Here is a 24,533-nt window from a genome sequence, read left to right on the forward strand (position 1 = left end):
GGCGGCCAGGGATGGCCGCCGACGAGCCTACAGGGATGTACTCGTGGCGTGTCCCGCAAACGAATACCGGGAGCAGTGCTGCCATGCAACCGGCTACAAAGTACCGATCACTGAACTCGCTACAGGCAACAAAGCCAAAGGAATACCAATGACCCCAACCCTCAAGCTCGCCAGCGACCTGATCCGCCTAAGATCGATAACCCCAGATGACGCCGGCTGCATGCCACTGATGATCGAGCGCCTGGAAAAAATCGGCTTCGAGACCACCTGGCTGCGCCGCGGCGACACCGACAATTTCTGGGCGGTGCGCAACGGCAATGGCGATGGCCCGCTATTCGCCTTCGCCGGCCACACCGACGTGGTGCCCACCGGCCCCGAGGAAAACTGGCAGCACCCGCCCTTCGAGCCGGTGATCGAAGGCGGCTACCTCTTCGGCCGCGGCGCCGCCGACATGAAGGGCTCACTGGCGGCCATGGTGGTGGCCTGCGAGGAATTTGTCGCCGCAAATCCGGGTCACAAGGGGCGCATTGCCTTCCTGATCACCAGCGACGAAGAGGGTCCGGCCCACGATGGCACTGTCAAAGTGGTGGAGTGGCTCGGGGAACAGGGCGAGAAGATCGACTGCTGCCTGGTCGGAGAGCCATCGAGCACCGAGCGTGTCGGCGACGTGATCAAGAACGGCCGCCGTGGCTCACTGGGCCTGGAACTGACCATCTACGGCGTACAGGGCCACGTAGCCTACCCGCACCTGGCGGATAACCCTATCCACGGACTTGCCCCGGCGCTGGCCGAACTCGCTGCCGAGGAGTGGGACAAGGGCAACGACTTCTTCCCGGCAACCAGCTTCCAGGTATCCAATATCAACGGCGGCACCGGCGCCACCAATGTGATTCCCGGCGAAGTCAAAGTGGTCTGCAACTGGCGCTTCTCCACCGAGACCACAGCTGAGCAACTGGAGGAGCGCGCGCGCAAGATTCTCGACAGGCACGGCCTCAAATACCGGGCCGACTTCAAACTCTCCGGCCAGCCTTTCCTGACCGCCGAAGGCCCGCTGGTAGAAGCGGCGCAGGCTGCCATTCAATCGGTTGTCGGGTTCGACACCGAGCTGTCCACTGCCGGCGGCACCTCTGACGGCCGCTTTATCGCACCCACGGGCGCCCAGGTGGTTGAGCTGGGGCCGGTGAACGCGACCATTCACAAGGTGGACGAGTGCGTGAAAGCAGAAGACCTGGACAAACTCAAGGACATGTATCGGGAGATTCTGCAGCGGCTGCTGTAATCCGCTGTAATTGCGCGCATCTGGTCCGGTGCGCGCGCTTTCGCCATAATTAAAAAAAGACAGAAAGCGGACCGCCCAATGCTTCGGACCCTGGTTACCAGCCTGCTGCTCATCTTCTCCTCTACGGCTGTCGGTGTCAGCCGCATTCCACTGCAGGAGCTGATCAAGCACAAAGATATCCAACAGGTGAAAATTTCCCCCAAAGGCACCCACCTCGCCGTACAAAAGCTCTACGACGGCGAGCGTATCCTGGTGTTCATGTCGCTGAAACCGCTGGAGATCACCGGTATCCTGCGCTTTCGTGGCAAAGAGGAGGTAGGTAATTTCTACTGGGCCAATGACGAGCGAGTGGTCGCCGAAGTCATTTCCCGCAAAGCAGCCCTGGAAGCACCGGTCAATTACGGCTCCCTCTTCGCAATCAATTACGATGGTTCCAAGGGAAAGAATATTTTCGGCTGGGCCGCCGGCGAGCGCCAGACTGGTTCGCGCATAAAGAAAGCGGAAAGCACTTACGCCCACGCCACCATCGTCGACGTGCTACGCGACAACGATAAAGAGATTCTGGTATCCACTTACCCCTGGGCGAGGGACTGGGAAACTCACGGCGAAGTCTACCGGATTGATATCTACTCTGGGGTCAGGGACAAGGTATCCGGCCTGCCGCAAGTAGGGGGGCGAGCCTTCACCGACGGCCACGGCAATCTGCTGTTTGCCAATGGCACAGATCGCAATGGCGATGTCGAGCTATACCGCAAAGACAAGGTGGGCTGGTCCCGGATCGACGATCCACTGCTGGATCGCGCGACTCCTGTCGGGTTTGATATGGAAAGTAACGAAACCTACCTGGTGCTGGACCGCAAGAGGCAGACAGAACAGCTGATCAAGCTGGACTCCAGCGGCAAATATTCACAAGTATTCCAACACGGCATCTCCGATATCAGCGGTATCATTTACCACCCGGTCACCGACAAGCCACTGGGTGCCTACCTCCATCCCGATCTCCCCGATGAACACTTTTTCGACGAAGGGGATGGTTTTGCAGCCTTTTTTCGCGGCTTGAAGAAAGCTTTCGAAGGCTACCGCATTTCGTTTACCAGCTTCACTGAAGACGGCTCCATGGGAATCCTGAAAGTGCATGGAGACCGCCTGCCAGGTGATTATTTCGTGGTGAACATGCAAACCAAGAAAGTCGATTTTCTGTTGTCTTCCGCCGAATGGCTGGACCCCAGCCGCCTCAACCCGATGCGCGCCGATGCCTTTACAACAGAGGATGGATTACGTATTGGTGTCTACCTGACATTCCCGGCCGGCCAGACGGAAAAGCTACCGATGGTGGTCGTACCTCACGGCGGCCCCCATGCCCGGGACTATTGGGGGTACGACCGACAGGCGCAGATACTCTCCCAGAACGGCTACCTGGTACTGCAGGTCAACTTTCGCGGTTCCACCGGCTACGGCGACCACTTTTTTTCCGCTGGACGGCGCCAATGGGGGGGACTTATACAACGGGATATCGCCAATGCGGTGCATTGGGCGGTGGAGAAAGGCTACGCGGACCGCAAGCGCATCTGTATATTCGGCGGTAGCTTTGGCGGCTACTCCGCTCTGATGAATCCCATCCGCTACCCGGATTTGTACCAGTGCGCCGTCGGCTATGTGGGTGTCTACGACCTGGAAATGATGTACCGCAAAGGAGACATCCAACGTCGCGATCGCGGCATCTCCTACTTAACACGGGAGTTGAGTGAAAATGAAGATTTCCTGCGCGAGAATTCACCGCTGTATAACACCGACAAGCTCGACTTGCCGATGTTTATCGTCCACGGCGAACAGGACGAACGGGTGCCAGTAGAGCATGCGGAGGCCTTGCTTGATAAGCTAGAAGAGGACGGGAAGCCAGTCAAGACCCTGATTGTGTCGAATGAAGGGCACGGCTTCTACAGTGAGGAAAACAACCGGCGCCTCTACACCCAACTGCTGGATTTTCTCGATGAAAATATCGGTATCGGCGCAGCGGAGAAACGCGAATAGTATAGTGAGGAAAGGCGGCCCGCGATGGGCCGCACTGCACAAGAGGCGGTTTAGTGCAGGCGGCCGTGACCACCATCATTGCGCTCGACCTCTTCGAACGCATGGGTCAACACAAAGTAATAAATCACCTGCGGCTGGCCCTGCATCTCGGTGACCAGGTCGAAGTTGAACTCGCCCTTTTCACCGGGTGTTATCTGCACCGAAGTGACATGCTCCGGCTCGATAAACATCTCTGCCACCGGGCGTTTTCCGCGCATTACCTGTACCAGCAGTGTGCGCACATCCTCTTCGGTGAAGCGCCAGAAGTAGTCATCGTCATCGTAGATAACGGAGTCGGCGGTGCCGGCGCGCACTATGCAGTTGGGGTGCTCTGTCAGCCACGGCCAGAATTCTTTGAAGGAAATGGAGTTTTTCATCGGCCGATCAGTCATCCAGCTGCGCGACACTATCGGCACCGCCCTCGAGGCCAAATTCATCGGCGATCTGTCGGCACCAGCGGTTCAGGCGGCCGCCGGTCAGCTCCTCCTGCTGATCCTCGTCAATGGCCAGGCCGACAAACATGCCCTCGCCCTCAACCTCCGCCTTGGAGGCCTCGAATTCGTAACCCTCGGTGGTCCAGTGGCCGACGACAGCCGCACCCTTGGCGAATATCACATCGTGCAGCATGCCCATGGCGTCGAGAAAGTAGTCGCCGTAGCCGAACTGGTCGCCCAGGCCGAACAGGGCCACCGTCTTGCCGCTGAAGTCTATCTCCTGCACATCCTCCCAGAACTCCTCCCAGTCAGACTGTATCTGGCCGAAATCCCAGGTGGGGATACCGAAGATCAGCTGGTCGTAATCGGCGATTTCCAGTTGGGTGACATCGGCGATATCGTGCACATTCACCCGCTCCTCGCCCAGGCGGGCCTGAATACGCAGGGCCACCGCTTCGGTGTTGCCCTCGTCACTGCCGTAAAACAAGCCGATTTTGCTCACAATCACTCCTCTTCGCCCGGATACAGGCCCTACTTTCTGGTTTGAGCGGCGGCGTATTCTCCCAGCAATGGCGGGGCGCGGCAAGCTGAGGGAGTGGTCAGTGGTCGGCCGGAATTACAGGGGTGGACCTTGTATTCGCCCAAACCGCTGGCCCTCCCCCGCAAGCAGGAAAGAAGGGAACAAAAAACCCCCGCATTGCGGGGGCAAGGGGCTATGAATCTTTCGGGCTGTTGGGGTAGGAAAAGAACCCGATCGATTGCACAGGCGTTGGGGTTAATTACTCATCGTCCTGCCGGCGCTCACGCCGCTCCTTGCGGCGTTCCTTGCGCTCGGCCTTCAGCTGCTCCAGCTTGGCCTTCTGCTCGTCGGTGAGAATGGCCTCGAACTGAGTGCGCATCTGGTGCCTTTCCTGCATCTTGGCCACCTGCAGCTTGCCCAGCTCAGTGCCGAGACTGTCCAGGGTGGCCTGGTCTGCACCGGATTCAATGGCCTGGCGCAGTTGCTTGTGCAGCTCGCGCATCTGCTTGCGCTGTGCCTTGTGAGCATCGCGGTTGGCATCGCGATTGGCCTTCAGCTGCGCCTTCTGTCCCTCGGTCAGGTCCAGCTCCTCGGCCATATGTTCAAAAAAGTGTCCCTTGTAGTGGTGCGGATCCCGGTGATGATTGTCGCCGCCAAAGGCCATGGTCATGCCCGGTACTGCCAGAGTGCCAGCCAGTACCAGGCTGCCCGCCATTGCTTTCCAGTTTTTCATCGACGCTTCCTCGTGTTTGGTGTCGGTAGATGCATAGTAGGATCGGACCGTGTAAAAGAGGGATAACCGGGGTTAACAACTGTTAAGAACGGTTAAAAGCCCGAACCCGTGTCGCAACTGGCGCCGGGGCTTTGCATATAATGGCTTCAACTTACCAGAGAGCACACCATGAGCCGTATCCTACTGGTCGACGACGACACAGAACTGACCGATCTGCTGCAGGAGTTCCTCACCGGCGAGGGCTTCGAGGTGACGGTCGCCAATGACGGTGGCCGCGGTCTGGAACTGGCCCAGAGCCAGAACTTCGACGCCCTGGTACTGGACGTGATGCTGCCGGTGCACAACGGCTTCGACCTACTGCGCAAGCTGCGCGAGGAGGCTGGACCCGTGAGCCGCTCGCTGCCCGTGCTGATGCTCACCGCCAAGGGCGATACAGTGGACCGCATCGTCGGCCTGGAAATGGGCGCCGACGACTACCTGCCCAAGCCCTGCAACCCCCGCGAGCTGGCCGCGCGCCTGCGCGCGGTGCTGCGCCGCGGGCGACCCGAGTCCGGGGAGGCGGATGACGGCTCCTCCAGGGGCGCCCTTGCCAGCGGCCCCCTGCGGCTGCTGCCATCGGAGCATCAGGGTTACTGGGAAGAGCAGCTGCTATCCCTGACCGGCGCCGAATTCGCGGTACTGAAAGTGCTGGTGCAACATGCCGGCGAGGTGGTGAGCAAGGAAGTACTCACCGAGACCGCCCTGGGGCGCAAGCTGATGCCCTACGACAGGTCGATCGATGTGCACGTCAGCAATATCCGCAAGAAGCTCGCCGAACAGGGCGCCAGCCGCGACCTGATCATCAATATCCGCGGCGCCGGCTATATGCTCACCCAGAGCAAGGGCGACTGACCGCCGATGCGCAGCCTCTTCTGGAAGATGTTCTTCGGTGCCTGGATCACCGCCGTGGTGATGGTGGTGGCGGCGATCTATATCACCCACTTCGGCGAATTCGGCGACCCACGCCACGAGGAGCGCATGGAGGGCCCGGCCCTCTTCCGCGAGGTGGTGCACAATATGCGCCGCACCCGCCGTCACGGCCCGGAGCATTTCCAGCACTGGCTCGAACGCCAGCCGAAGAAGGTACAGAAACAGGTATTCGCCATCGACCAGCAGGGCCGCGAGCTGCTGGACCGGACACTGCCGCAGAGCATGGCGCCGCTGCTGACCAGCCTCAACTACCGCAATCGCGAATCCCATATGCTGGTGGACAAGAAGCCCACGGTGGGTTTCTTCCTGCCCCTGCGCGGCGGTGACAGCCTGAGGGTGGTACTGATTGCCGGCCACAGCAAGGAGGGCCTGCTGCTGCGCTTCCTGTGGCGCAACTTCTGGCCGATGCTGCTGCTGTCCATGCTCGCCTCCGGCGCCGCCTGCTACTGGCTGGCGCGCTACCTGAGCCGCCCGCTGGATCAGCTGCGCGCGGCCACGCGGCGGGTGGCCGCCGGCGAACTGGACTATCGAGTGGCCCCGAGCCTGCACAGCCGCAGTGACGAACTGGCGGAGCTGGCGCGGGACTTCGATTCCATGACGGCACAACTGCAGGAGTCCATGGCGGAACAGCGCCGCCTGATCAAGGATGTCTCCCACGAGCTGCGCTCGCCGCTGGCGCGACTGCAGGTGGCACTGGGTATCGCGCGGCAGAAGCAGGTGCAGGGACTGGACACCGAGCTGGACAAGATCGGCAAGGCCGCCGACTACCTGGAAGACATTATCGCCGACGTGCTGTCGCTGCCGGTCGCCAGCCAGGACCGGCGGCCACTGGACGACGTGGTGGAAATCAACAGCCTCGTCGCGGCCCTGCTGGAGGACCTGAAAGGTGAGGCGCAGGAAAAAAATCTGCGCTTTGAATTGGCCCCCGGAGTCGGCGAGTTCCTGGTCGCCACCCGCGGCAGTTCGCTCACGGCGGCTCTGGAAAATATCTTGCGCAACGCCATCAAGTACAGCCCGGCGGGTGGCAATGTCACCGTAGAAATCGACAGGCCAGACGGCAACTGCTGTATTCGCGTGATCGATTCCGGCAGTGGCGTCGCCGACGACGAGCTGCAGGCGATTTTCCGCCCCTTCTACCGCACCGACAGCGCCCGCACCCGCGAGAGCGGCGGCTTCGGCCTCGGCCTCGCCATAGCCCAGCGCACCATTCTCCACCACGGTGGCAGCATCGGTGCCACAAATCTTCCCGCTGCCGGGCTCTGCGTGGAAATACAGTTGCCGCTGCTGGAAATTACAGACTAGTGGGCCATGCGGGAAGTTCGGTAACAAAAGAGCACAGCCAATGCGTTCAGATCAAGGCGAGAAAGCGCAGGAATCGCAGCGTTATTTCAAGCTTTCTCAACGCAGAGCTGGACGCTTTGGCGACGCGAACTGTTACACAGCTTTCCGCATGGCCCACTAGCCCGGGCAATGTTGATAATTGCCTTGCGATAACTGATCATTGTCGTCGGCCGTGGTTTGAGCCTTCCACCAATAACAAAAGGGCCCCGCTATGCGCTGGATACTCTATATCCTGGTTTTCCTGGCACTGCTGGTACTCGCCGGCTTTCTGTTTCCGCGGGAGGTGACGCTGGAGCGCAGCGTGACCATCGCCAAACCCCCACAGACAGTCTTCCCCTACGTCAACAACCTGCGCAATTTCAACAGCTGGTCACCCTGGTACCAACTGGATCCAAATACAAAATACGAATACAGCGGTCCCGACGAGGGGGTAGGCGCGGCCATGAGCTGGAGCAGCGACAACCCCAATGTGGGTAGCGGCAGCCAGACCATCACCGCCAGCGAACCCGATTCCCTGGTGCGCACCGAGCTGGATTTCGGCGACCAGGGGGTTGCCACCGCAGAATTCCACCTGCAACCACAGGGCGGCGGCACACAGGTCACCTGGCAGTTCAACAGCGATATGGGCGGCGGCCCCATCGCCCGCTGGATGGGTCTGATGGTGAAAAAGATGGTGGGCGACTCCTACCAGCAGGGGCTCGACAAGCTGAAAAAACTGGTCGAATCGGAAGCCTCACAACCGCCGCCAACGGATGACATGGATAACGGCTCCGACTCCGAATTGCCGTCGGATGTAGACGATGCCATGGGCGCGGATCCCGAGGGTGTTGAATCGGAGATGGAGGACCAGACGCTCGAGGAGGAAGGCGAGGAGCCAATCGAAGAGAATCACTGAAGTTGCAGGCGAATAAAAAGCCCGCAATTGCGGGCTTTTTAATGGCGGTTCAGTCCCGCTGCGATTTGCCGCGACGCGCCGCTGCCGGCGGCTTGCGCAGCTTGCGACGCTGGCGCTGCAGGTTCTGCTTTTCCGCCTGGGTCAGCGGGCGCTGGCCCAGTTTGGGCATGCCGGCGGTCACACAGAGATCATCGATTTCCCGCGGCTCCATTTCTATCCACTGGCCGACACGCACGTGTGACGGAATAAATACGCTGCCGTAACGCACCCGTTTCAGGCGGCTGACGCGCACGCCCTGGGATTCCCACAGGCGCCGCACCTCGCGGTTGCGCCCTTCCATCACCACGCAGTAAAACCAGCGGTTGTTGCCCTCACCGCCGCTCTCGACAATATCAGTGAAACGCGCCGCACCGTCCTCCAGCAGCACGCCCGCCAGCAGGCGCTTCTTCACCTCGTCGTCCACCTGGCCCTGGATGCGTACCAGGTACTCGCGATCGATCACCGACGACGGGTGCATCAGCTTGTTGGCCAACTCGCCGCTGTTGGTGAACAGCAGCAGGCCGCTGGTGTTGAAATCCAGGCGGCCGACGGAGATCCAGCGCCCGGAGCGCAGGCGCGGCAGCCGGTCGTAGACGGTGGGGCGCCCCTCGGGATCGTGGCGCGAGCAGATCTCACCCACCGGCTTGTTGTACAGAATCACCCGGCAGCGGTTTTCCTCCGTCTCCGGCAGGCGGCGGCCATCGAATTCTATGTGATCCTCGCCGCTAACCCGCTCACCCAGCTCTGCCACCTGGCCGTTTACGGTTACCCGGCCCGCCTCTATGGCGCGCTCCATCTCGCGCCGCGAACCCAGGCCGGTGCGCGCCAGTACTTTCTGCAATTTCTCGCCCGCGGGCGAAGTGCCATCACTCATAGGGTGGTGTTTTCCACTTGCGCTTCTTGCCGGGTTTCGCCATCGGTATCGGCATCCCCGGAATCGGCTTTTTCGGTTGGCGCGACTTCGGCGCCGTGTGTCTCTGCGCCGCTGCCGGGGACATCGTCGCCGTCGGCAAACAGGCTGCTGGGAGGCAGCTCCGCAGACAGGCTGGCGCTGCTCATTCCGTCGCCATCGGCGGCCTCCGCCGCCAACTCCGGCTCGTCGACAGCCTCGTCTTCTGTAGGCTCGTCTTCAGCCACGGCGATATCGGCCTCGACTTCCGCTTCCCATTCCTCATCCGAAGCCGCTGGATGCGGCTCTTCGACCAGGCCCTCTGCGGCCTCGCCGGCAGAATCCTCGGCAACAGCGGCGTCCTCGACATCGACTGCGGCCTCAACTTCGACCTCAGTTTCACCGGCTTCCAGCTGGACAGCTTCGGCGTCCACCGATTCCTCCGCGGGTGCCGGCTCTGCAGAAGCGGACTCGACATCAGCTTCATCGCCCTGTGCCTGTTCCGGTGCGGCGCCGACCTGCTGATCCAGGTCCAGCGCCTGGTTCAGGCTGTCGATATCGCGGATTTCCGCCAGGGTCGGCAGGTCGTCCAGGGTCCGCAGGTTGAAGTAATCGAGGAATTCCCTGGTGGTCGCGTACAGGGACGGCTTGCCGGGCACATCGCGCTGCCCCACCACCTTGATCCAACCGCGCTCGGACAGTGACTTGACGATATGGGAGCTCACCGCCACGCCGCGGATCTCCTCGATATCGCCGCGGGTGATCGGCTGGCGGTAGGCAATGATTGCCAGCGTCTCGAGGGTCGCGCGAGAGTACTTTTGCGGCTTTTCCTCCCACAGTCGATTGATCCAGGGCGCCAGGTCTTCCGGCACCTGGTAGCGCCAGCCACTGGCCACCTGCTTCAGCTCGAATCCGCGTTCGGCGCAGCTGTCGGCGATCTGCTGCAGAACCTCTTTCAGCTCTGCCTTTTCCGGGCGCTCGCCCTCGTCGATCAGCGACAGCAGCCTGTCCTCGGACAGCGGCTGCCCGGCGGCCAGCAGTGCGCCCTCGACGATGCGGCGCAGTAATTCCGGAGCGATTGTCATCTCTTTACTCTAATTCACCTGTCCCCACGCTGCCGCGTGCGGCGCAAATTACTCAATCTCGTTCAGTGGGCCAGGGCCGGCTCGGCCGCGCCCTCCTCGAATTCGTCCCGGTCCCCGGCTTCCTGGTGACCCGGTTCCTGGCCGGCGGCGCGCACGTGTATCGGGCCAAAGGACTCGTTCTGCACCAGCTCCACCAGGGATTCCTTTACCAGCTCCATCACCGCGAGAAAGGTGACCACTACGCCGAGGCGCCCCTCCTCCACGGTAAACAGGCTCACGAAGGGCACAAACTGGCGGTGGCGGATGCGATCCAGCACCTGGGTCATGCGCTCGCGGGTGGAGAGCTTCTCCCTCTCCACCTGGTGGCTTTCAAACATGTCCGCGCGCCGCAGCACGTCGGCCAGGGCCACCAGCACTTCCTTCAGGTCCACCTCCGGATCCGGGCGCGTGATACTGCGGTCCGGCCCCTGGGCACTGGCCTGGTGGATATCGCGGCCCACGCGCGGAATCTCGTCGATATCCTCGGCGGCGGTCTTGAAACGCTCGTACTCCTGCAGGCGGCGGATCAGTGCCGCGCGCGGATCCTCGCCTTCCTCTTCCTCCTCCTGGGGCGGGCGCGGCAGCAGCATGCGCGACTTGATCTCCGCCAGCATGGCGGCCATGACCAGGTATTCCGCCGCCAGCTCGAAGCGCATGGCCGTCATCATCTCCACATAGGCCATGTACTGGCGGGTGATGTCGGCGACGTTGATTTCGAGGATATCCAGATTCTGCCGGCGGATCAGGTACAGCAGCAGGTCCAGGGGGCCCTCGAAGGCCTCCAGGATCACTTCCAGTGCATCCGGCGGGATATAGAGATCGGACGGCAGATTGGTGAACGCCTGGCCCTGCACCACGGCAAAGGGCATCTCGCCCTGGCGCGGGGACTCGCCGGTCGCGGCTTCGGCCGGCTGCCCGGCAGCTTCCGCCTCCGCCCCGGCCGCGGCGCCCGCCCCCGCCGGCGCCCGCTCCTCCTCTTCCTCCATCCCCTCCACCGCCGCGACCTCGGCCAGCACCTGCTCTTCCGCTTCGGCCATCACATCATCGGCTACTAGCTCTTCACTGGACACGCTGCCCCAACCTCGCTGTTCCCCAAAGCCGCTCTTTACCATCCAGAGGGGCAAACGGGCGATTATACATAGGTGCGCCGCCCATTTAGCCCATTATTTCATCGACGGGGCCGCATCCCTGACGGATCAGTTCCGGCTCGTCCCCGGTCAGGTCCACCACGGTAGTGGCCTCCAGGCCACAGAAGCCGCCATCGATTACCAGCTCCACCTGGTGCTCCAGGGTATCGCGGATATCGTAGGGATCGGTCAGCGGCTGTTGGTCGCCGGGCATGATCAGACTGCAGCTCATCAGTGGCTCGCCCAAAGCCTCGATCAGCGCCAGCACTATGGCGTTGTCCGGTACGCGCAGACCGATGGTCTTGCGCTTGGGGTGCATCAGGCGTCGAGGGACCTCGGCGGTGGCGGGCATGATAAAAGTGTAGGGACCCGGCGTGTGGTTCTTCAGCAAGCGGAACATCTGGTTATCCACCTTGGCATAGCTCGCCAGTTCCGACAGGTCGCGGCACATCAGGGTGAAATTGTGTTGCTTGTCCAGCTGGCGCAGGGCGCGGATGCGCTCCACCGCCAGCTTTTCCCCCAGGCGACAGCCCAGCGCATAGGCCGAATCGGTGGGAAATGCGATCACACCGCCGGCGGCGACTATGTCCGCCGCCTGACTGATCAGCCGCCCTTGAGGATTGTCCGGGTGAATCTGGAAAAACTGCGCCACTAATGCCCCCTGATATCAATTTTGGCTAGTGTGCCACAAATACTCCGTGCCAAGCAGCCATCCATGGCCGGTCGCAAAACTGCGCAGTGAGCGGCGCTCGTTAAGCGCGCAGCTTTTCCCACAGATTCCACACCGGCTCGACACCGTCGGGCAGTTGCACGCAGCCCAACTCGCGCCAGGGCTGCTCCGGCTGGTGAAAGTCGCTGCCGAGGGAAACGTGTAGCGGCGGCTGCCCCGCTTCCGCGGCCACAGACACCATCAACTGGCGCAGCTCGCGGGTCTGTACCGGGTTCTGGCGACCACTGAGCAGCTCGACCGCCTGCCCCCCGGCTTCGGCAAATTCGCACAGCAGGCGGCGCAACAGGGTGCGGGTCAGGCCGTACTTCAGCGGATGGGCCAGTACCGCGACACCGCCGGCTGCCCGGATGCTGTCGACCGTGTCCGCAAGTTGCGGCCAGTCGACCTTGACGTCGCCCGCCTTACCCGCCCCCAGATAGCGCCTGAAGGCGCGCCCGCTGTCCTCGACGTGACCGGCCCGTACCAGCCAGCGGGCGAAGTGCGGGCGACCGATAACCCCGTCGCCGGCCAGTTCCCGGGCACCCTTGAGGGCGCCACTGAAACCGCGCTTCTCCAGCCGCTCGGCAATCTGTTCCGCACGCTCCTGGCGCAGCCGCTCGCGCAGCGCTATGGCCTCCTGCAGTTCCGTGGATAAGGGGTCAATATTGAGGCCGATGATATGCACCTGCCGCCTGCCCCAGTGGCTGGAGAACTCGATACCAGGCAGAATGGAAACGCCCAACTGGTCACCGGTGCGCCGCGCTTCCGGGAGTCCGGCCACAGTATCGTGATCGGTAAGCGCCAACAGGGTCACGCCCTGGGATTTCGCCCTCGACACCAGCTGTGCAGGGCTTAAAATACCGTCTGACGCGGTGCTGTGACAGTGCAGGTCCACCAGACCCGTGTTCTCATTGGTTGTCAGGGCTAGTACCACAGGGCTCTCACACACATTCCAGACTGCACTCGATCGGGTAGTGACACCCGGTTTTGAACATTTGCCGGTTGCCGCTGTCACAGCGGGCATCCGGCGGATTCAGGGATAAGGCCCCGACCGACGGCTTTCCAGCGGGAAGTCCCGGGGAAAACCAGATTCTGACAGCGGCACCGTCAGCCGGGAAGCTATTTTGAATACTAGGGTCGTTGTCGATACGGCCCGGCGGAAAGCTTCCAGCGGGCATTATCACCGGAACCAGGCATGACCGAAACCAACCCGACCACCTCAGCGACACAGCAGCAACCGAAAAAGAAGGAAAGCCTCCTCGGCAACCTGCTGCTGAATATCGTCATTCCCACACTGATACTGACCAAGCTGTCCGGCGACGACTGGCTGGGCACCAAGTGGGCCATTGTGGTCGCGCTGGCCTTCCCACTGCTCTACGGCCTGCGTGACCTGCTGCAGTCCGGCAAGGTCAATTTCTTCTCCGCGCTGGGAATCATCAGCATACTGCTGACCGGTGGCATCAGCCTGCTGGAGCTGGATGCCAAGTACATTGCAATCAAGGAGGCCGCCATTCCGGGCCTCCTGGGTATCGCCACTGTGGCATCCCTCTACACCCGCTGGCCGCTGGTAAAGACCCTGCTTTACAACGACAGGATCCTGGATACCGCCAGGATTGCCCGGGTGCTGGCCGGCAACGGCAACCAGGGCGCCTTCGAGCGCACCCTGCAGCACGCATCCTGGATGATCGCCGGCTCTTTTTTCCTGTCCTCCGCGCTGAATTACATTCTGGCCGAAATACTGCTGCAGAGTCCGCCCGGCACCGAGGCCTTCAATGAAGAGCTGGGCAAGATGACCGCGCTCAGCTTCCCGATAATCGCCCTGCCGGCGACCGTTATCCTCATGCTGGCTCTCTTCTTCCTGTTCCGCCGTATCGGCAAACTGACCGGCCTGAAACTCGAAGAGATTGTGGTCCAGCAGTAAATCACTTTTCCCGACAACACCCGATAAGAGCAATAGAGACACATGTGGTACGCCATCATCAGTGAAGATGTGAGAGACAGCCTGCCGCTGCGCAAAGGTGCGCGCGCCGATCACCTGGCGCGCCTGAACCGACTCAAAGACGAAGGCCGGCTGCTGATCGCCGGCCCGCACCCGGCAATCGACAGCGAAGAACCCGGCGATGCCGGATTTACCGGCAGCCTGGTAGTTGCTGAATTCTCGTCCCTGGAAGAGGCCAAAGCCTGGGCCGACGCGGATCCCTATATGGAGGCCGGCGTCTACGCCGCCGTAACCGTGAAGCCATTCAAGCTCGTGCTCCCCTGATTTTTACAACACCATCTATCGATAAAAAAAGCTGTATCACAATGATGAAACAACTTACCGGCCTTACGGCCGCCACTGTCTTCGCCCTCAGTGCACCCGTCAGCGCACTGGGCGCGGATACCCGCTATATCACCGACCAGCTCCACGTACCCATGCGCTCCGGCAAGGGCAATGAATTCCGCATACTGCACCGCGGCCTGCCCAGCGGTACCAGGCTCGCCCTGCTGGAAGACGCCGCGGGCGACGGCTGGGCGCGCGTGCGCACTCCCGATGGCGACGAGGGCTGGGTGCGGCGCCAGTACCTGGTGTCCGAACCGGTGGCAGAGATCAAGCTGCAAAAGGCCGAAGCCGACCTGGCCCGTTTTGAGAAGATGGATCTCGGCGGCGAGGTGCGCCGCCTGGAAGAGGAAAACCGTAAACTCAATGTCGCGCTGACCACAGAACAGGAAAAATCCCAACAGCTCGCCGGCGAACTGAAAGAACTGAAGACCCTGTCTGCCGACGCCGTCGCCCTCAACCAGCGCCACCAGAAGCTGCTGCACCAACACGAACTGCTGAAACAGGAGCAGATTATGGCGGAGGCGGAGATACAGCGCCTGTCCGGCAGCGAGTCCCATAAGTGGTATATGTATGGCGCTCTCTCGGTCGGCCTGGGTGCCATCCTCGCCATGATAGCCCCGCATCTGCGACCGCGCCGTCGCCGATCCGAGTGGGCAAACTGATTGCGGAATGCGGAATGCGGAATGCGGAATGCGGAATGCGGAATGCGGAATGCGGAATAGTTTCGCGGCCGCGTAGATTGGGGTGAGCACTGCGAGCCCCAACAATCAAAGAGACAAGGACGATGCGTAAATTCTTCACATTTTTATTTACCTGCTTTCTCGCTTTGCCTACATTGGCCGACAATCCCCGGGTCGAGCTGAAAACCGACCTCGGCACCATTCAGGTCGAGCTTTATCGGGATAAGGCTCCGGCCACCGTGGAGAATTTTCTCACCTACCTGGACAGCGGCTTTTATAACGGGGTTATCTTTCACCGGGTGATTCCCGGCTTTATGGTGCAGACCGGCGGGCACACTTTTGATTTCCAACTCAAGGAAACCCGCGAGCCGGTGACCAATGAGTCTTCCAATGGGCTGAAGAATCTGCGCGGCACCCTCGCCATGGCACGCAAGAATGACCCGGACAGCGCCACCTCCCAGTTCTTCATCAACCTCAAACACAACGACCACCTGGATGCCGCGAAAGACAAACCCGGCTTTACGGTTTTCGGCAAGGTGACTCAGGGAATGGATGTGGTGGACAGCATATTGAATGAACCCCGCGGCCTCTACCGCGCCTTCCCACAGGCACCGAATGTTCCAGTGCGCATCCTCAACGCAAAAAGAATCGACGGCAGCGCCCTTGCCGGCAAGAGCCAAGGAGAATAAGCGGTGATAGCCCTCAGCGTTAACCTCAACAAGATCGCCCTGATCCGCAACTCCCGCGAAGGCAATCATCCGGACGTGGTCGCCCACGGGCGCGTCTGCCTGGACGCCGGCGCCCAGGGCCTGACGGTGCATCCGCGCCCCGATCAACGCCATATACGCCCCGGCGACGTGCGCCAGCTCGCAGAATTGTGCCGGGACCGCGAGGGCATAGAGTTCAATGTGGAGGGCAACCCCTTCGCCGACCCCCTGCAAGACTACCCCGGACTGATGTCCCTGGTACTGGAGACCCGGCCCGACCAGTGCACCCTGGTGCCGGACAGCAACGACCAGCTCACCTCCGACCACGGATTCGACCTGAAGCGCGACGGCGCCCGCCTGGAGCCACTGATCGCCCGGCTCAAAGAAGCCAATATCCGCGTCAGCCTGTTTATGGACCCGGATCTGGAACAGATAGCACTCGCGAAAGACGTGGGCGCGGATCGCATCGAGCTTTATACAGGCCCCTATGCGGAAGCCGTGTCCAGCCAGAGCACGGACGTGGAATCCATCTTTGCCGCCCACTGCGCAGCGGCCGAGCAGGCGCGCCAGCTGGGACTCGGCGTCAACGCCGGCCACGACCTGAACCTGATCAACCTGCCCCGCTACCGCACCCTGCCCGGCCTGCAGGAAGTCTCCATCGGCCACGCACTGACGGTGGACGCGATCAATATGGGGCTGGATAACGCGGTCAACGCCTACCTCAATTGCCTATCCGGCAACTGATGCCAACGCTCAATATTGTCGGCGCCGGCAGATTGGGAAAAACCCTGGGCCGGCTGTGGCAGCAACAGGGATTTTTCCAGGTCCTGTCGATCTGCAACCGCACGGAACAGAGCGCGCGCGCCGCGGTAAAATTTATTGGTGCCGGCAGCGCCTGCCCCTCCATCGAGTCCATGCAGGACGCGGACTGCTGGCTGATCGCCAGTGGTGATGGGCAGATTGTGACTATCGCCGAAGCCATCTCTGCGCGGCTGGCCGCCGAGCCGGCTGGCGAGCCTGTTGTCTTCCACTGTAGTGGCGCCCTCAGCTCCGAGATCCTGGCGGGCTGCAGGCCCGCCGCCATCGCCAGCGCTCACCCGGTGCACAGTTTCGCCGCCCCGGAAGACTCCCTGCGCACCCTGCCCGGCAGCAGCGTCGCACTGGAGGGAGATAAAATCGCGGTGGATGTGTTACAACGCGCTTTCGCAGCGCTCCGCTGCGAGACACTGACCATCGACGCCGGGAACAAGAGCCTCTACCACGCCGGCTCGGTATTTGCCTGCAACTATCTCACCGCACTGATGGACCTGAGCCTGCGCACCTTTTCCGCGGCTGGAATCGACAGGCAGCAGGCTCTGGAACTGCTGAAACCCATAGTCCTGCAGACAGCGGAAAACAATATGCGACTGGGACCGGAAAAATCCCTCACCGGCCCCATAGCCCGCGGCGATTCCGATACCGTGCTGGCACAGCTGGAAGCCCTGCAAAAAACGGATGCGCAACTGGCACAGTGCTATCGCCATCTGGGCCTCGCCTGTGTAGAGTTGGCGCGCCGCGGCGCGCTGTCGAGCGACGCCGCGGCCCGATTGACCGGTTTGCTGAGTGAGCCATCGCAGTGACAGACTCCCGCCAGGATTCAGATAAATACCTCAAGAAGCGCGCCTTCTTCGACAGCCTGCTGACCATCTACGGGCGCAAGCCCGTACTCGAGGCACTGGAAGACCTCTCGCTGCCGGTGCACAAGCTGCACCTCGCCGACAGCAACCGCCGCGACCAGCTGATCGCGCGCATGGAGCAGCTGGCCAGCGAGCGCCAGATAGAAATTGCATACTGGGACCGCAAGGGGCTTTCGCGCATCTCCAGGAATGCGCGCCAGGACCAGGGCGTGGCGCTGGACCTGGCCCTGCCCCACTACGGCACCACTGAGGCCTTCCTCAACGAAGGGAAAAAGGGCGGAAACCAAAAAAATTACGAGCTGCTCGCCCTGGACGGTATCACCAACCCACAGAATCTGGGCATGATCATCCGCTCCGCCTGTGCCGGCGGCATGGACGGGATCATACTGCCCCGCAAAGGCTGCGCACAGATAGACCCATTGGTGATCAAGGCCAGCACCGGGACTCTTTTCCGAATGCGCCTGCTGCGCTGTGAAGATCTCGCTCCGGCGCTGTCGGAGTTCAGGCAACAGGGCGCGCGCATCTGCGGCCTCTCCTCCCACGCGCAAAAGTCCCTGTCGGATTTCGGGGGCGAGGCGCCGACCATCTTTGTGCTTGGCAATGAAACCCGCGGCGTCAGCGATGACGTCGCCCGGCAGTGTACGCACAGGTTGCGCATCCCCATGCACAACAATGTAGAAAGCCTGAATGTCGCCGTCACCGCCGCACTGATCAGCTTCAGGCGCCAGATCTAACTTTCCCCCCTCAGGCCAGGCGGCGCATTCATTCAGAGTTGCCGCAGCCTGTCTCAATGATCCACCTATTTAAAGTTTATCGCGCCAACTTTGTGGAAAAGTTGGCTCTTTAAGCTACATATCTTCTTGGAACAAGATAATCGCCCAAAACGGACCTTTGGGAATAATCCTCCGCGAAAGGCCGCGGGTCTAATAACACCGATATAAGGACGTTTCTCTATGCGCCTTCTTTTTTCCATTGTGACTTCTGCGGGAATCGCCGCCTCACTACCGGCCGCAGCCGAAGGGCCGGAGGACGGCTATTTCGATCTGACGCCCTACATCAGCCGAGTCGACAAAGACCGCGACACCGATCGCCAGGCCGGCGGATTGCGCGCTGCCTACGGTTGGGGCTGGTCGGGGCCCTGGTATTCCGAGGTGCAGGTATTCGGCGCCATCCTGGAGACGGAGGATTTCGCGGAAACCCAGGGCTTTTCGGATCAGACCGACTACTACATGTACGGCCTCGGCTTCGACGTGGTGTATAACTTTGGCGACCGCGACGGCTACACCCCCTACCTGCTGGGCGGCCTGGGCGCCGTCTACGACGATGTACTACCGGACAGCGACGACACCACCAGCGCCTTTATCAATGTGGCCGCGGGCATCACCACCCAGGAGATCTCCCGCCGCGGCGTGCGCCTGCGCGGCGAAGTGCGCTACCTGCACGACTACTTTGAATCGGGTATGAACGACTGGCAACTGGCCTTCGGTATCAGCATCCCCCTGCGCTGCCCGCCGCCTCCCGTCGCCGTCGCACCGCCACCGGAAAAAGGGCCGGTCGAGGTCAACCTGGCGGACTCCGATGGCGACGGCGTACTGGACCGCGACGACCGCTGCCCGGACACCCTGCCCGGCGCCCAGGTGGACAGCGAAGGCTGTGTGATCGCCAACCAGGTCATCACCCTGGAGAACATACACTTCGAGTTCAACTCCGCCACCCTCACCCCCGCGGCCCAGAACGCACTGCTGCGGGTGGTTCGCTCCCTGCGCAATCAGCCCGGCAGTGAAGTGGAAATCGCGGGCCATACCGACAGCCTCGGCAATGACAACTACAACCTGAAACTCTCCCAGAGCCGGGCCAACTCAGTGCGCGCCTTCCTGATACGCAACGGCATCAATGCCGGCAGACTCTCGGCCAACGGCTACGGCGAGCAGCAGCCCGTCGCCTCCAACGCAACTGACAGCGGCCGCGCACAGAACCGGCGCGTCGAGATGCGCTTCCGCTAAAGACCCGAAAACACCCCGGACCCTACTCGCTCACCACTGACGTGGAGGGGCAAGCAGGGCCCGGACAACAATCCCCGAAACAAACGACACATTCCGATCCACTATCCAGAATCCGAAAAATAAAACCGAACAATAAATAATTCAAAATCAAAGGCGCATCTCCAATTCCCAAGGAGAAGCCTTTTCAGGAGACTCGAAAACGAAATCAATCGTTGCGCTGTCTCTCGCCCTACTTAATTCGACCCTGACAGGCTGTGGTGCAGACAGCAAAAGTTCAGGTATTTCCGACTCCCCATCGGCAGTGGTCAGAGACAGCGACGGTGACGGTGTCCCCGACAGCGGTGACAACTGCCCCATGGTGGCCAACGACAACCAGGCGGATCAGGACAACGATGGCAGCGGCGACGCCTGTGACCGCGACATCGACGGCGACGGCCTGCCCAACGACAGCGACAACTGCCGCATCCAGGCCAATCCCGGCCAGGAGGACCAGGATGGCGACGGCACCGGCGACACCTGCGATAACGATATCGACGGCGACGACATCGCCAACGACGTCGACAACTGCCCACTGGTGGCCAATCCCGACCAGGCTGACCTGGACGGCGACGGTATCGGCGACGCCTGTGACGACGAGCTGACCTGTGCGCCGGGCGAGTTTTTCGAGCCGATTGCAGAATCCCATGCCACCGTGGATTCGGATGATGGCGGACTCCTCAGCTGTATCGGCTGCTCAGTCAGCGACGAGGAGAATGTAATCGATGCGAATCTGGGGAATGCCGCCCGTATGGCAATTCCACTGGGACTGCTGGGTGACGGCGTCTCCATCCGAGTCGACGACACAAACACGGTTTACACAGGCAATCACCGTGTCGGCTTTATCGTGCAGAACCCAAGCTCCTTGCTGGATCTGACATTGCTGAATAGCATCACCTTGACGGCGCTGCTCGACAACTCAGCGGTGGCAAGCGCCTCCGGCGGCAGCCTGCTGAGCCTGTCCCTGCTCGCCGGCAGCGATCGCCGCCTGGTGACACTGGATACCGCTGGCGACTTCGACGCGGTACGCCTCCGCCTCGGTGGCCTGGCCGGCCTGCTGAACCAGCTGGATGTCTACGCCGCCTGTGTGGCGCAATTGGATTGACGGGTGCCAGACCCCCGCCCTCTGAGACCCGGCCAAAGCCGGGTCTTTTTTACCCCGGCGCCTTGCATCGGCAGCGCCGCACTGACCCGGTGCAGATTCTTATACTCCGATTGGACAAAAGCCCCATCCTGGTCTACCCAGTCCACAGAATCTGTGGATAACTCTGTGAGCAATATACCGGAAAATGCCTCCAGCGCCCGTGACACCGTTGTAACTCTTTTGTGAAGAAAATTTAATCAAAGCCAGAAATGATTAAAAATCAATAAGTTACAAACTGTAATAAATCGAGCTTGACAAAAAGAGAGCCTAAGTGCGGAGTGTAATCCGATGAATTCTGGCTGTGGAAAGCGTGCAATCAGGAGGGGCTGGCCGGGTGTCCAGCGGCGCCGATGCCCCGACCAGGCGGTGGGCGCCGATTCAGGCCAGGTCAAAAGTCTCGCGGAAGATGAATACCAGCTCGTCGATGGGACATCTGGGCAAATTGGCGCTCCATTACCGAATCGATCAACGGCAGTAGCTGGGGTCAGGATCCGGTGAGCGCTGATGATTCGAGGGGCCCGCTCCAGCGGCGATAAGCAGGCGCTCCATTGCCTCGGGCTTCGATCGATCATCTTTCCCGGAGTGGCCGGCCACATACTGCAGAGCGGACCGCCCCGCCTTGTCTGTCGCTGTCAGACTGGCCTTGGCCGCCAGCAACGCCCGGGCCGCTGGCAGATCGCTGTCAGAGGCCGCCCTCATCAACGGCGTACAACCGTCGACATTGGCGATGTCCGGGTTGGCCCCTGCCGCCAGCAAAAGATCCCGAATCTCCTCCCTGTTGTTCGCCACACTCAGGAAAAGCGGCGTGAAACCATAATTATCCCGAGCATTGACATTGACACCGGACTCGATGAGCAGGCGAGCCGTGGCCTCATCCCGGGACCACCCTCTCCTCTCCGCACTGTTTACAACGCGGTTGGCGACGCTGTTTGCAGTGTAGTGCAGGGCGCTCCAGCCTCTATCATTCACTGCAGCCACATCGGCTCCCGCCGCCACCAGCGCCTGAACTGCAGCAAAATTTCCATCATAGACGGCGTTCAAAAGCGGGGTTATACCGCGCTTATCGCCAATATCCGGGTCTGCACCTGAGGCCAGCAGAAGCTCCAGTACCGCACTCCGGCTATTGACCACACTGAGATTGAGCGGTGTTCTGCCTTTATTTTCCCGCGCATTGAGATTCGCTCCGGCTTCAACCAGGAGGCGAACCAGGGCCTGATCCTGGGACCTGCCTCCGTGTTTGGCCAGATTGGCGGTCAGGTGCAGGGCCGTCCAGCCCTCGCGATTTCTGGATTCCAGGTGAACCTGCGCGGACACCAGAGACCGGGCTGCAGGCAGGTTGCCATCGAATACCGCTCTCATCAGCGGTGTAAAACCGCTGTTGCTGGCAATATCCGGGTTCGCTCCCGCTGCCATCAGGAATTCGCGCATTTCCTGTCGCTGGTTTTCGACACTCAGATAGAGGGGGGTCTGGCCGTAGATGTCCCGGGCATCCGGGTTGGCACCGGCCTCGATAAGCAGGCCCGCCAGTTCCGTATCATGTGCCCGGCCAACGGTGTCCTGCACCGTAAAATGCAGGGCTGTCCAACCCTTTTCGGTAGTCGCAGCCAGATCGGCACCCGCAGCAAGCAGCGCCCTGGCAGCGGGCAGGTTTCCGGCGTCGACGGCGCTTATCAGCGGGGACCAGCCGGCAGCGTTGGCACTACTTCCATGTGCCGCATCAAACAGTTTTTGCTGGGAGCTGCAACCGGTCAGGGTCGTCAGGAACAACAGAAGAGTCAGCCTGAAGCGCATATGGGCATTTCCTTGCGATTGAAAATCGAATAATTCCCGTCCGGATTAGCGAGGCAAGCTTCCTAAAGCTCACTGACCATCCGGCTTGCCGTCATAGTAGCGATGATCTTTGTCACGCGCCCAACCTTCCCCCTCTACCACAAATGACTGCGAATCGGCGCCCTTTATGATTTTCCCGCAATAATAGACTCGACGCGTATCCCTGGCATAGAGTTCAAGACTGTCACCGAGAACCCGGAAACTATTCAAATCACAGTTCTTGATGGTCTTGCTGGTATAGAAGGCATTGCTGGCATCGCGGGCATAGTTGCGGTTCAGCGGTTCGAACGAACTGCCGTCCGCATCCGCAATCCGTTTTTTCCCCACAAATACCTGGGCACCATCCCTCAGAAAATCATGCTCCAGGTACTCGGATGTTTCAGGGCTTGGCTTGGTGAATCGATTGCCGTTATGGTAGACGCTGTGCTTGTCGACACCATACCAACCACCAAGGTAGCGAAAACTCACGACATCGATCCTTTCCTTCAGCCATCCCCAGAAGAAAACGTGATCCCTGTCCCTGGCGTAGCCGCCACCCAGCCTTTCAAAGGTATCGAAATCGCAGTGGACTTTTCTTCCAGCCCACAGTATCTCGTTATTTTCCTGCCTATACACACCGAATCCATCCGCATCAATATTGAAATCGAATCGACAAGTCTGTCGATCAACCCGTCAGTTAATCATCGGGAACTCAATCACCGGCAGTCTCTCAATCACCAGCAGCCTCTGGCGCAGATCCTCGACGCAGCGGGGGCCACCCAATTCCACGGTACCTGCATAGACCTCGACACCACCTTCTTCATGGTCATGTTCAAAAGGGATTCGAATCGCGTGGATCTCCACTGCATAGCGGTAACTGCCGTTTGCGAAGGCAAACGAGCGGGTCAGTATCGGACCCGGCTGCAGCGTGTTTTTTACCGCGACTTTTGACCTGTGCCGGCGCAACTCCAGTTCCGGCTTGCGAAGATCGCTGCCGTACTGGTAGATCATGTATTCGCCGTCCTCCAGGACCTGCAGTTTCTTACCCTCATTCGTCGTGCAATAGAAGAGCGGATCGGAAGCCGCGCTGGCGGCAGCACTGCTGAGCAAAGCGAGAAGAACAAGCGGGTACAACATCCTTTTCATATGGTGCTCACGGGTATTGTCAATCGGAAACTGGCTTCGAGGGGATCCCATCCACATCCAGCACACGCTGAATCATGCTTTCGGGCGTGCAGGACTTATCAGCCAGCAGCTCCTCATTGAGAAAGGCCTGGACACCCGCCATATCTTGGGGCGCCTCTCCTACAGGTCGGTAGGCCTCGACAATGACAATGTATCTGTACTCGCCGTTACGGAAGGCCAGTTGCTGCTGCCAAACTGGCCCTGGAAGCAGGCGATTGCGGACCGGAACCTCATCGCGCTTCCGGCGAATCTCCAGCTCGGGCCGGTCGATATCACTACCGTACTGGTAAACAAGCTCTTCGCCATCCGAGAGCAGGCGAAGCTCCTTACCCTCCTTTACCGCGCAGTGTAACAGCGGAATACTGTCGGCGAGAGCCGACACTGCAATGCCATTCAAGGCTACAGCCAAAACAAGCTGCCGCAAGATTGCGTTCATCTGGATTTCTCGTAAAGCAAGGCCAGTGTCACGACCCCGAAAGTCAGCTAATTCGAATGGAATGCGAGCCTACCCGGGTAATATCCGAGGAAATGCCTCCCGGAGATCGAACAATCGGAAGTGATGTTGAATTTTTAACGATCGGCGAGCTGGTAGAAAGGTAACCACAGCAAAAAACAGGCACATATCGGCAGGACCACAACAAATTTCCAACCACAGTCCGCACAGGGAGGTTAAGCACGGATCCAGGCCGCTTCCTGCTGCACAGAGAGCGCGTAGAATAAACGCCAGTATCAGCAAGGTCCAGCGACCTGGACAGAAATCTGTGTTCCCGGCCGAATATCAATCAATTGCCCGGTGGACGATGCAAATTTTCTGACCCATAATCGCGCCCGGCGGCCCACC

Annotated in this window: 26 protein-coding genes; 14 read left to right on the forward strand and 12 right to left on the reverse strand. The window is 60.6% G+C overall.

What is annotated here, in order from left to right:
- Positions 1–148 precede the first annotated feature (148 nt).
- Together dapE and IG627_RS10630 are read left to right on the forward strand one after the other, a co-directional pair.
- Positions 149–1,279, forward strand: coding sequence for a succinyl-diaminopimelate desuccinylase (dapE, locus tag IG627_RS10625; RefSeq protein WP_193192342.1), 1,131 nt, complete (start codon positions 149–151; stop codon positions 1,277–1,279).
- Positions 1,280–1,357: 78 nt separating this feature from the next.
- The gene (locus IG627_RS10630) at positions 1,358–3,310 is read left to right on the forward strand and encodes an alpha/beta hydrolase family protein (RefSeq protein WP_193192343.1); all 1,953 of its coding nucleotides are present in this window, start codon (positions 1,358–1,360) and stop codon (positions 3,308–3,310) included.
- 50 nt (positions 3,311–3,360) lie between these two features.
- On the opposite strand, the gene IG627_RS10635 is transcribed toward IG627_RS10630, so the two are convergent.
- The 3 genes from IG627_RS10635 to IG627_RS10645 all read right to left on the reverse strand — a co-directional run bounded on the left by IG627_RS10635 (position 3,361) and on the right by IG627_RS10645 (position 5,036).
- Positions 3,361–3,726, reverse strand: coding sequence for a hypothetical protein (locus IG627_RS10635; RefSeq protein WP_193192344.1), 366 nt, complete (start codon positions 3,724–3,726; stop codon positions 3,361–3,363).
- A 7-nt stretch (positions 3,727–3,733) separates the two neighbouring features.
- The gene (locus tag IG627_RS10640; RefSeq protein WP_193192345.1) at positions 3,734–4,285 is read right to left on the reverse strand and encodes a flavodoxin; all 552 of its coding nucleotides are present in this window, start codon (positions 4,283–4,285) and stop codon (positions 3,734–3,736) included.
- A 277-nt stretch (positions 4,286–4,562) separates the two neighbouring features.
- Positions 4,563–5,036 carry a Spy/CpxP family protein refolding chaperone gene (locus IG627_RS10645; RefSeq protein ID WP_193192346.1) on the reverse strand — a complete coding sequence of 158 codons (474 nt, stop codon included), beginning with the start codon at positions 5,034–5,036 and terminating at the stop codon, positions 4,563–4,565.
- A gap of 168 nt (positions 5,037–5,204) precedes the next feature.
- Here IG627_RS10645 and IG627_RS10650 point away from each other — a divergent pair, with 168 nt between their 5' ends.
- The 3 genes from IG627_RS10650 to IG627_RS10660 all read left to right on the forward strand — a co-directional run bounded on the left by IG627_RS10650 (position 5,205) and on the right by IG627_RS10660 (position 8,241).
- Positions 5,205–5,927 carry a response regulator transcription factor gene (locus IG627_RS10650; RefSeq protein ID WP_193192347.1) on the forward strand — a complete coding sequence of 241 codons (723 nt, stop codon included), beginning with the start codon at positions 5,205–5,207 and terminating at the stop codon, positions 5,925–5,927.
- 6 nt (positions 5,928–5,933) lie between these two features.
- Positions 5,934–7,307 (forward strand): ATP-binding protein, encoded by a 1,374-nt coding sequence (locus IG627_RS10655; protein WP_193192348.1) that lies wholly within the window; start codon positions 5,934–5,936, stop codon positions 7,305–7,307.
- 250 nt (positions 7,308–7,557) lie between these two features.
- Entirely contained in the window at positions 7,558–8,241 is a 684-nt protein-coding gene (locus tag IG627_RS10660) for an SRPBCC family protein (RefSeq protein WP_193192349.1), read from the forward strand.
- A 49-nt stretch (positions 8,242–8,290) separates the two neighbouring features.
- Here IG627_RS10660 and rluB read toward each other — a convergent pair whose 3' ends face one another.
- From rluB to IG627_RS10685, 5 genes are all read right to left on the reverse strand, one after another.
- Complete coding sequence (gene rluB / locus IG627_RS10665; RefSeq protein ID WP_193192350.1) at positions 8,291–9,154, reverse strand: 23S rRNA pseudouridine(2605) synthase RluB; 864 nt, start codon at positions 9,152–9,154, stop codon at positions 8,291–8,293.
- Positions 9,151–10,254, reverse strand: a complete 1,104-nt coding sequence (scpB, locus tag IG627_RS10670; protein WP_193192351.1) for an SMC-Scp complex subunit ScpB — start codon at positions 10,252–10,254, stop codon at positions 9,151–9,153. Before scpB ends, rluB begins: the two co-directional genes overlap by 4 nt.
- A 62-nt stretch (positions 10,255–10,316) precedes the next feature.
- Positions 10,317–11,279 carry a segregation and condensation protein A gene (locus IG627_RS10675; protein ID WP_226864949.1) on the reverse strand — a complete coding sequence of 321 codons (963 nt, stop codon included), beginning with the start codon at positions 11,277–11,279 and terminating at the stop codon, positions 10,317–10,319.
- A 169-nt stretch (positions 11,280–11,448) separates the two neighbouring features.
- The gene (locus tag IG627_RS10680) at positions 11,449–12,072 is read right to left on the reverse strand and encodes an L-threonylcarbamoyladenylate synthase (protein WP_193192352.1); all 624 of its coding nucleotides are present in this window, start codon (positions 12,070–12,072) and stop codon (positions 11,449–11,451) included.
- A 100-nt stretch (positions 12,073–12,172) separates the two neighbouring features.
- Positions 12,173–13,063, reverse strand: a complete 891-nt coding sequence (locus IG627_RS10685; RefSeq protein ID WP_319024549.1) for a PHP domain-containing protein — start codon at positions 13,061–13,063, stop codon at positions 12,173–12,175.
- Positions 13,064–13,324: 261 nt separating this feature from the next.
- Between IG627_RS10685 and IG627_RS10690 the strand changes: the two genes are divergently transcribed.
- The 9 genes from IG627_RS10690 to IG627_RS20870 all read left to right on the forward strand — a co-directional run bounded on the left by IG627_RS10690 (position 13,325) and on the right by IG627_RS20870 (position 20,659).
- Positions 13,325–14,050, forward strand: coding sequence for a VC0807 family protein (locus IG627_RS10690; RefSeq protein ID WP_193192354.1), 726 nt, complete (start codon positions 13,325–13,327; stop codon positions 14,048–14,050).
- A gap of 42 nt (positions 14,051–14,092) precedes the next feature.
- Positions 14,093–14,392 carry a YciI family protein gene (locus tag IG627_RS10695; RefSeq protein WP_193192355.1) on the forward strand — a complete coding sequence of 100 codons (300 nt, stop codon included), beginning with the start codon at positions 14,093–14,095 and terminating at the stop codon, positions 14,390–14,392.
- A gap of 41 nt (positions 14,393–14,433) precedes the next feature.
- Positions 14,434–15,114, forward strand: a complete 681-nt coding sequence (locus IG627_RS10700; protein WP_226864940.1) for a TIGR04211 family SH3 domain-containing protein — start codon at positions 14,434–14,436, stop codon at positions 15,112–15,114.
- Between the two features lie 122 nt (positions 15,115–15,236).
- Positions 15,237–15,821 (forward strand): peptidylprolyl isomerase, encoded by a 585-nt coding sequence (locus tag IG627_RS10705; RefSeq protein WP_193192356.1) that lies wholly within the window; start codon positions 15,237–15,239, stop codon positions 15,819–15,821.
- 3 nt (positions 15,822–15,824) lie between these two features.
- On the forward strand, positions 15,825–16,583 hold the full coding sequence (locus IG627_RS10710) for a pyridoxine 5'-phosphate synthase (RefSeq protein ID WP_193192357.1): 759 nt from the start codon (positions 15,825–15,827) through the stop codon (positions 16,581–16,583).
- Positions 16,583–17,458 (forward strand): Rossmann-like and DUF2520 domain-containing protein, encoded by an 876-nt coding sequence (locus IG627_RS10715; protein ID WP_193192358.1) that lies wholly within the window; start codon positions 16,583–16,585, stop codon positions 17,456–17,458. Before IG627_RS10710 ends, IG627_RS10715 begins: the two co-directional genes overlap by 1 nt.
- Positions 17,455–18,249 carry a TrmH family RNA methyltransferase gene (locus IG627_RS10720; protein ID WP_193192359.1) on the forward strand — a complete coding sequence of 265 codons (795 nt, stop codon included), beginning with the start codon at positions 17,455–17,457 and terminating at the stop codon, positions 18,247–18,249. The genes IG627_RS10715 and IG627_RS10720 overlap by 4 nt, the downstream gene beginning before the upstream one ends.
- Before the next feature lie 219 nt (positions 18,250–18,468).
- The gene (locus IG627_RS10725; RefSeq protein ID WP_193192360.1) at positions 18,469–19,518 is read left to right on the forward strand and encodes an OmpA family protein; all 1,050 of its coding nucleotides are present in this window, start codon (positions 18,469–18,471) and stop codon (positions 19,516–19,518) included.
- Between the two features lie 301 nt (positions 19,519–19,819).
- On the forward strand, positions 19,820–20,659 hold the full coding sequence (locus IG627_RS20870) for a thrombospondin type 3 repeat-containing protein (RefSeq protein WP_319024550.1): 840 nt from the start codon (positions 19,820–19,822) through the stop codon (positions 20,657–20,659).
- Positions 20,660–21,163: 504 nt separating this feature from the next.
- On the opposite strand, the gene IG627_RS10735 is transcribed toward IG627_RS20870, so the two are convergent.
- The 4 genes from IG627_RS10735 to IG627_RS10750 form a co-directional block, all read right to left on the reverse strand.
- Positions 21,164–22,489 (reverse strand): ankyrin repeat domain-containing protein, encoded by a 1,326-nt coding sequence (locus IG627_RS10735; protein WP_193192361.1) that lies wholly within the window; start codon positions 22,487–22,489, stop codon positions 21,164–21,166.
- Positions 22,490–22,558: 69 nt separating this feature from the next.
- On the reverse strand, positions 22,559–23,143 hold the full coding sequence (locus tag IG627_RS10740) for a DKNYY domain-containing protein (RefSeq protein ID WP_193192362.1): 585 nt from the start codon (positions 23,141–23,143) through the stop codon (positions 22,559–22,561).
- A 57-nt stretch (positions 23,144–23,200) separates the two neighbouring features.
- Positions 23,201–23,653, reverse strand: coding sequence for a hypothetical protein (locus IG627_RS10745; RefSeq protein WP_193192363.1), 453 nt, complete (start codon positions 23,651–23,653; stop codon positions 23,201–23,203).
- Positions 23,654–23,672: 19 nt separating this feature from the next.
- Positions 23,673–24,128, reverse strand: a complete 456-nt coding sequence (locus IG627_RS10750; RefSeq protein WP_193192364.1) for a hypothetical protein — start codon at positions 24,126–24,128, stop codon at positions 23,673–23,675.
- Positions 24,129–24,533 lie beyond the last annotated feature (405 nt).

This window comes from Microbulbifer taiwanensis (assembly GCF_014904815.1).
GTDB classification, from domain to species: domain Bacteria; phylum Pseudomonadota; class Gammaproteobacteria; order Pseudomonadales; family Cellvibrionaceae; genus Microbulbifer; species Microbulbifer taiwanensis.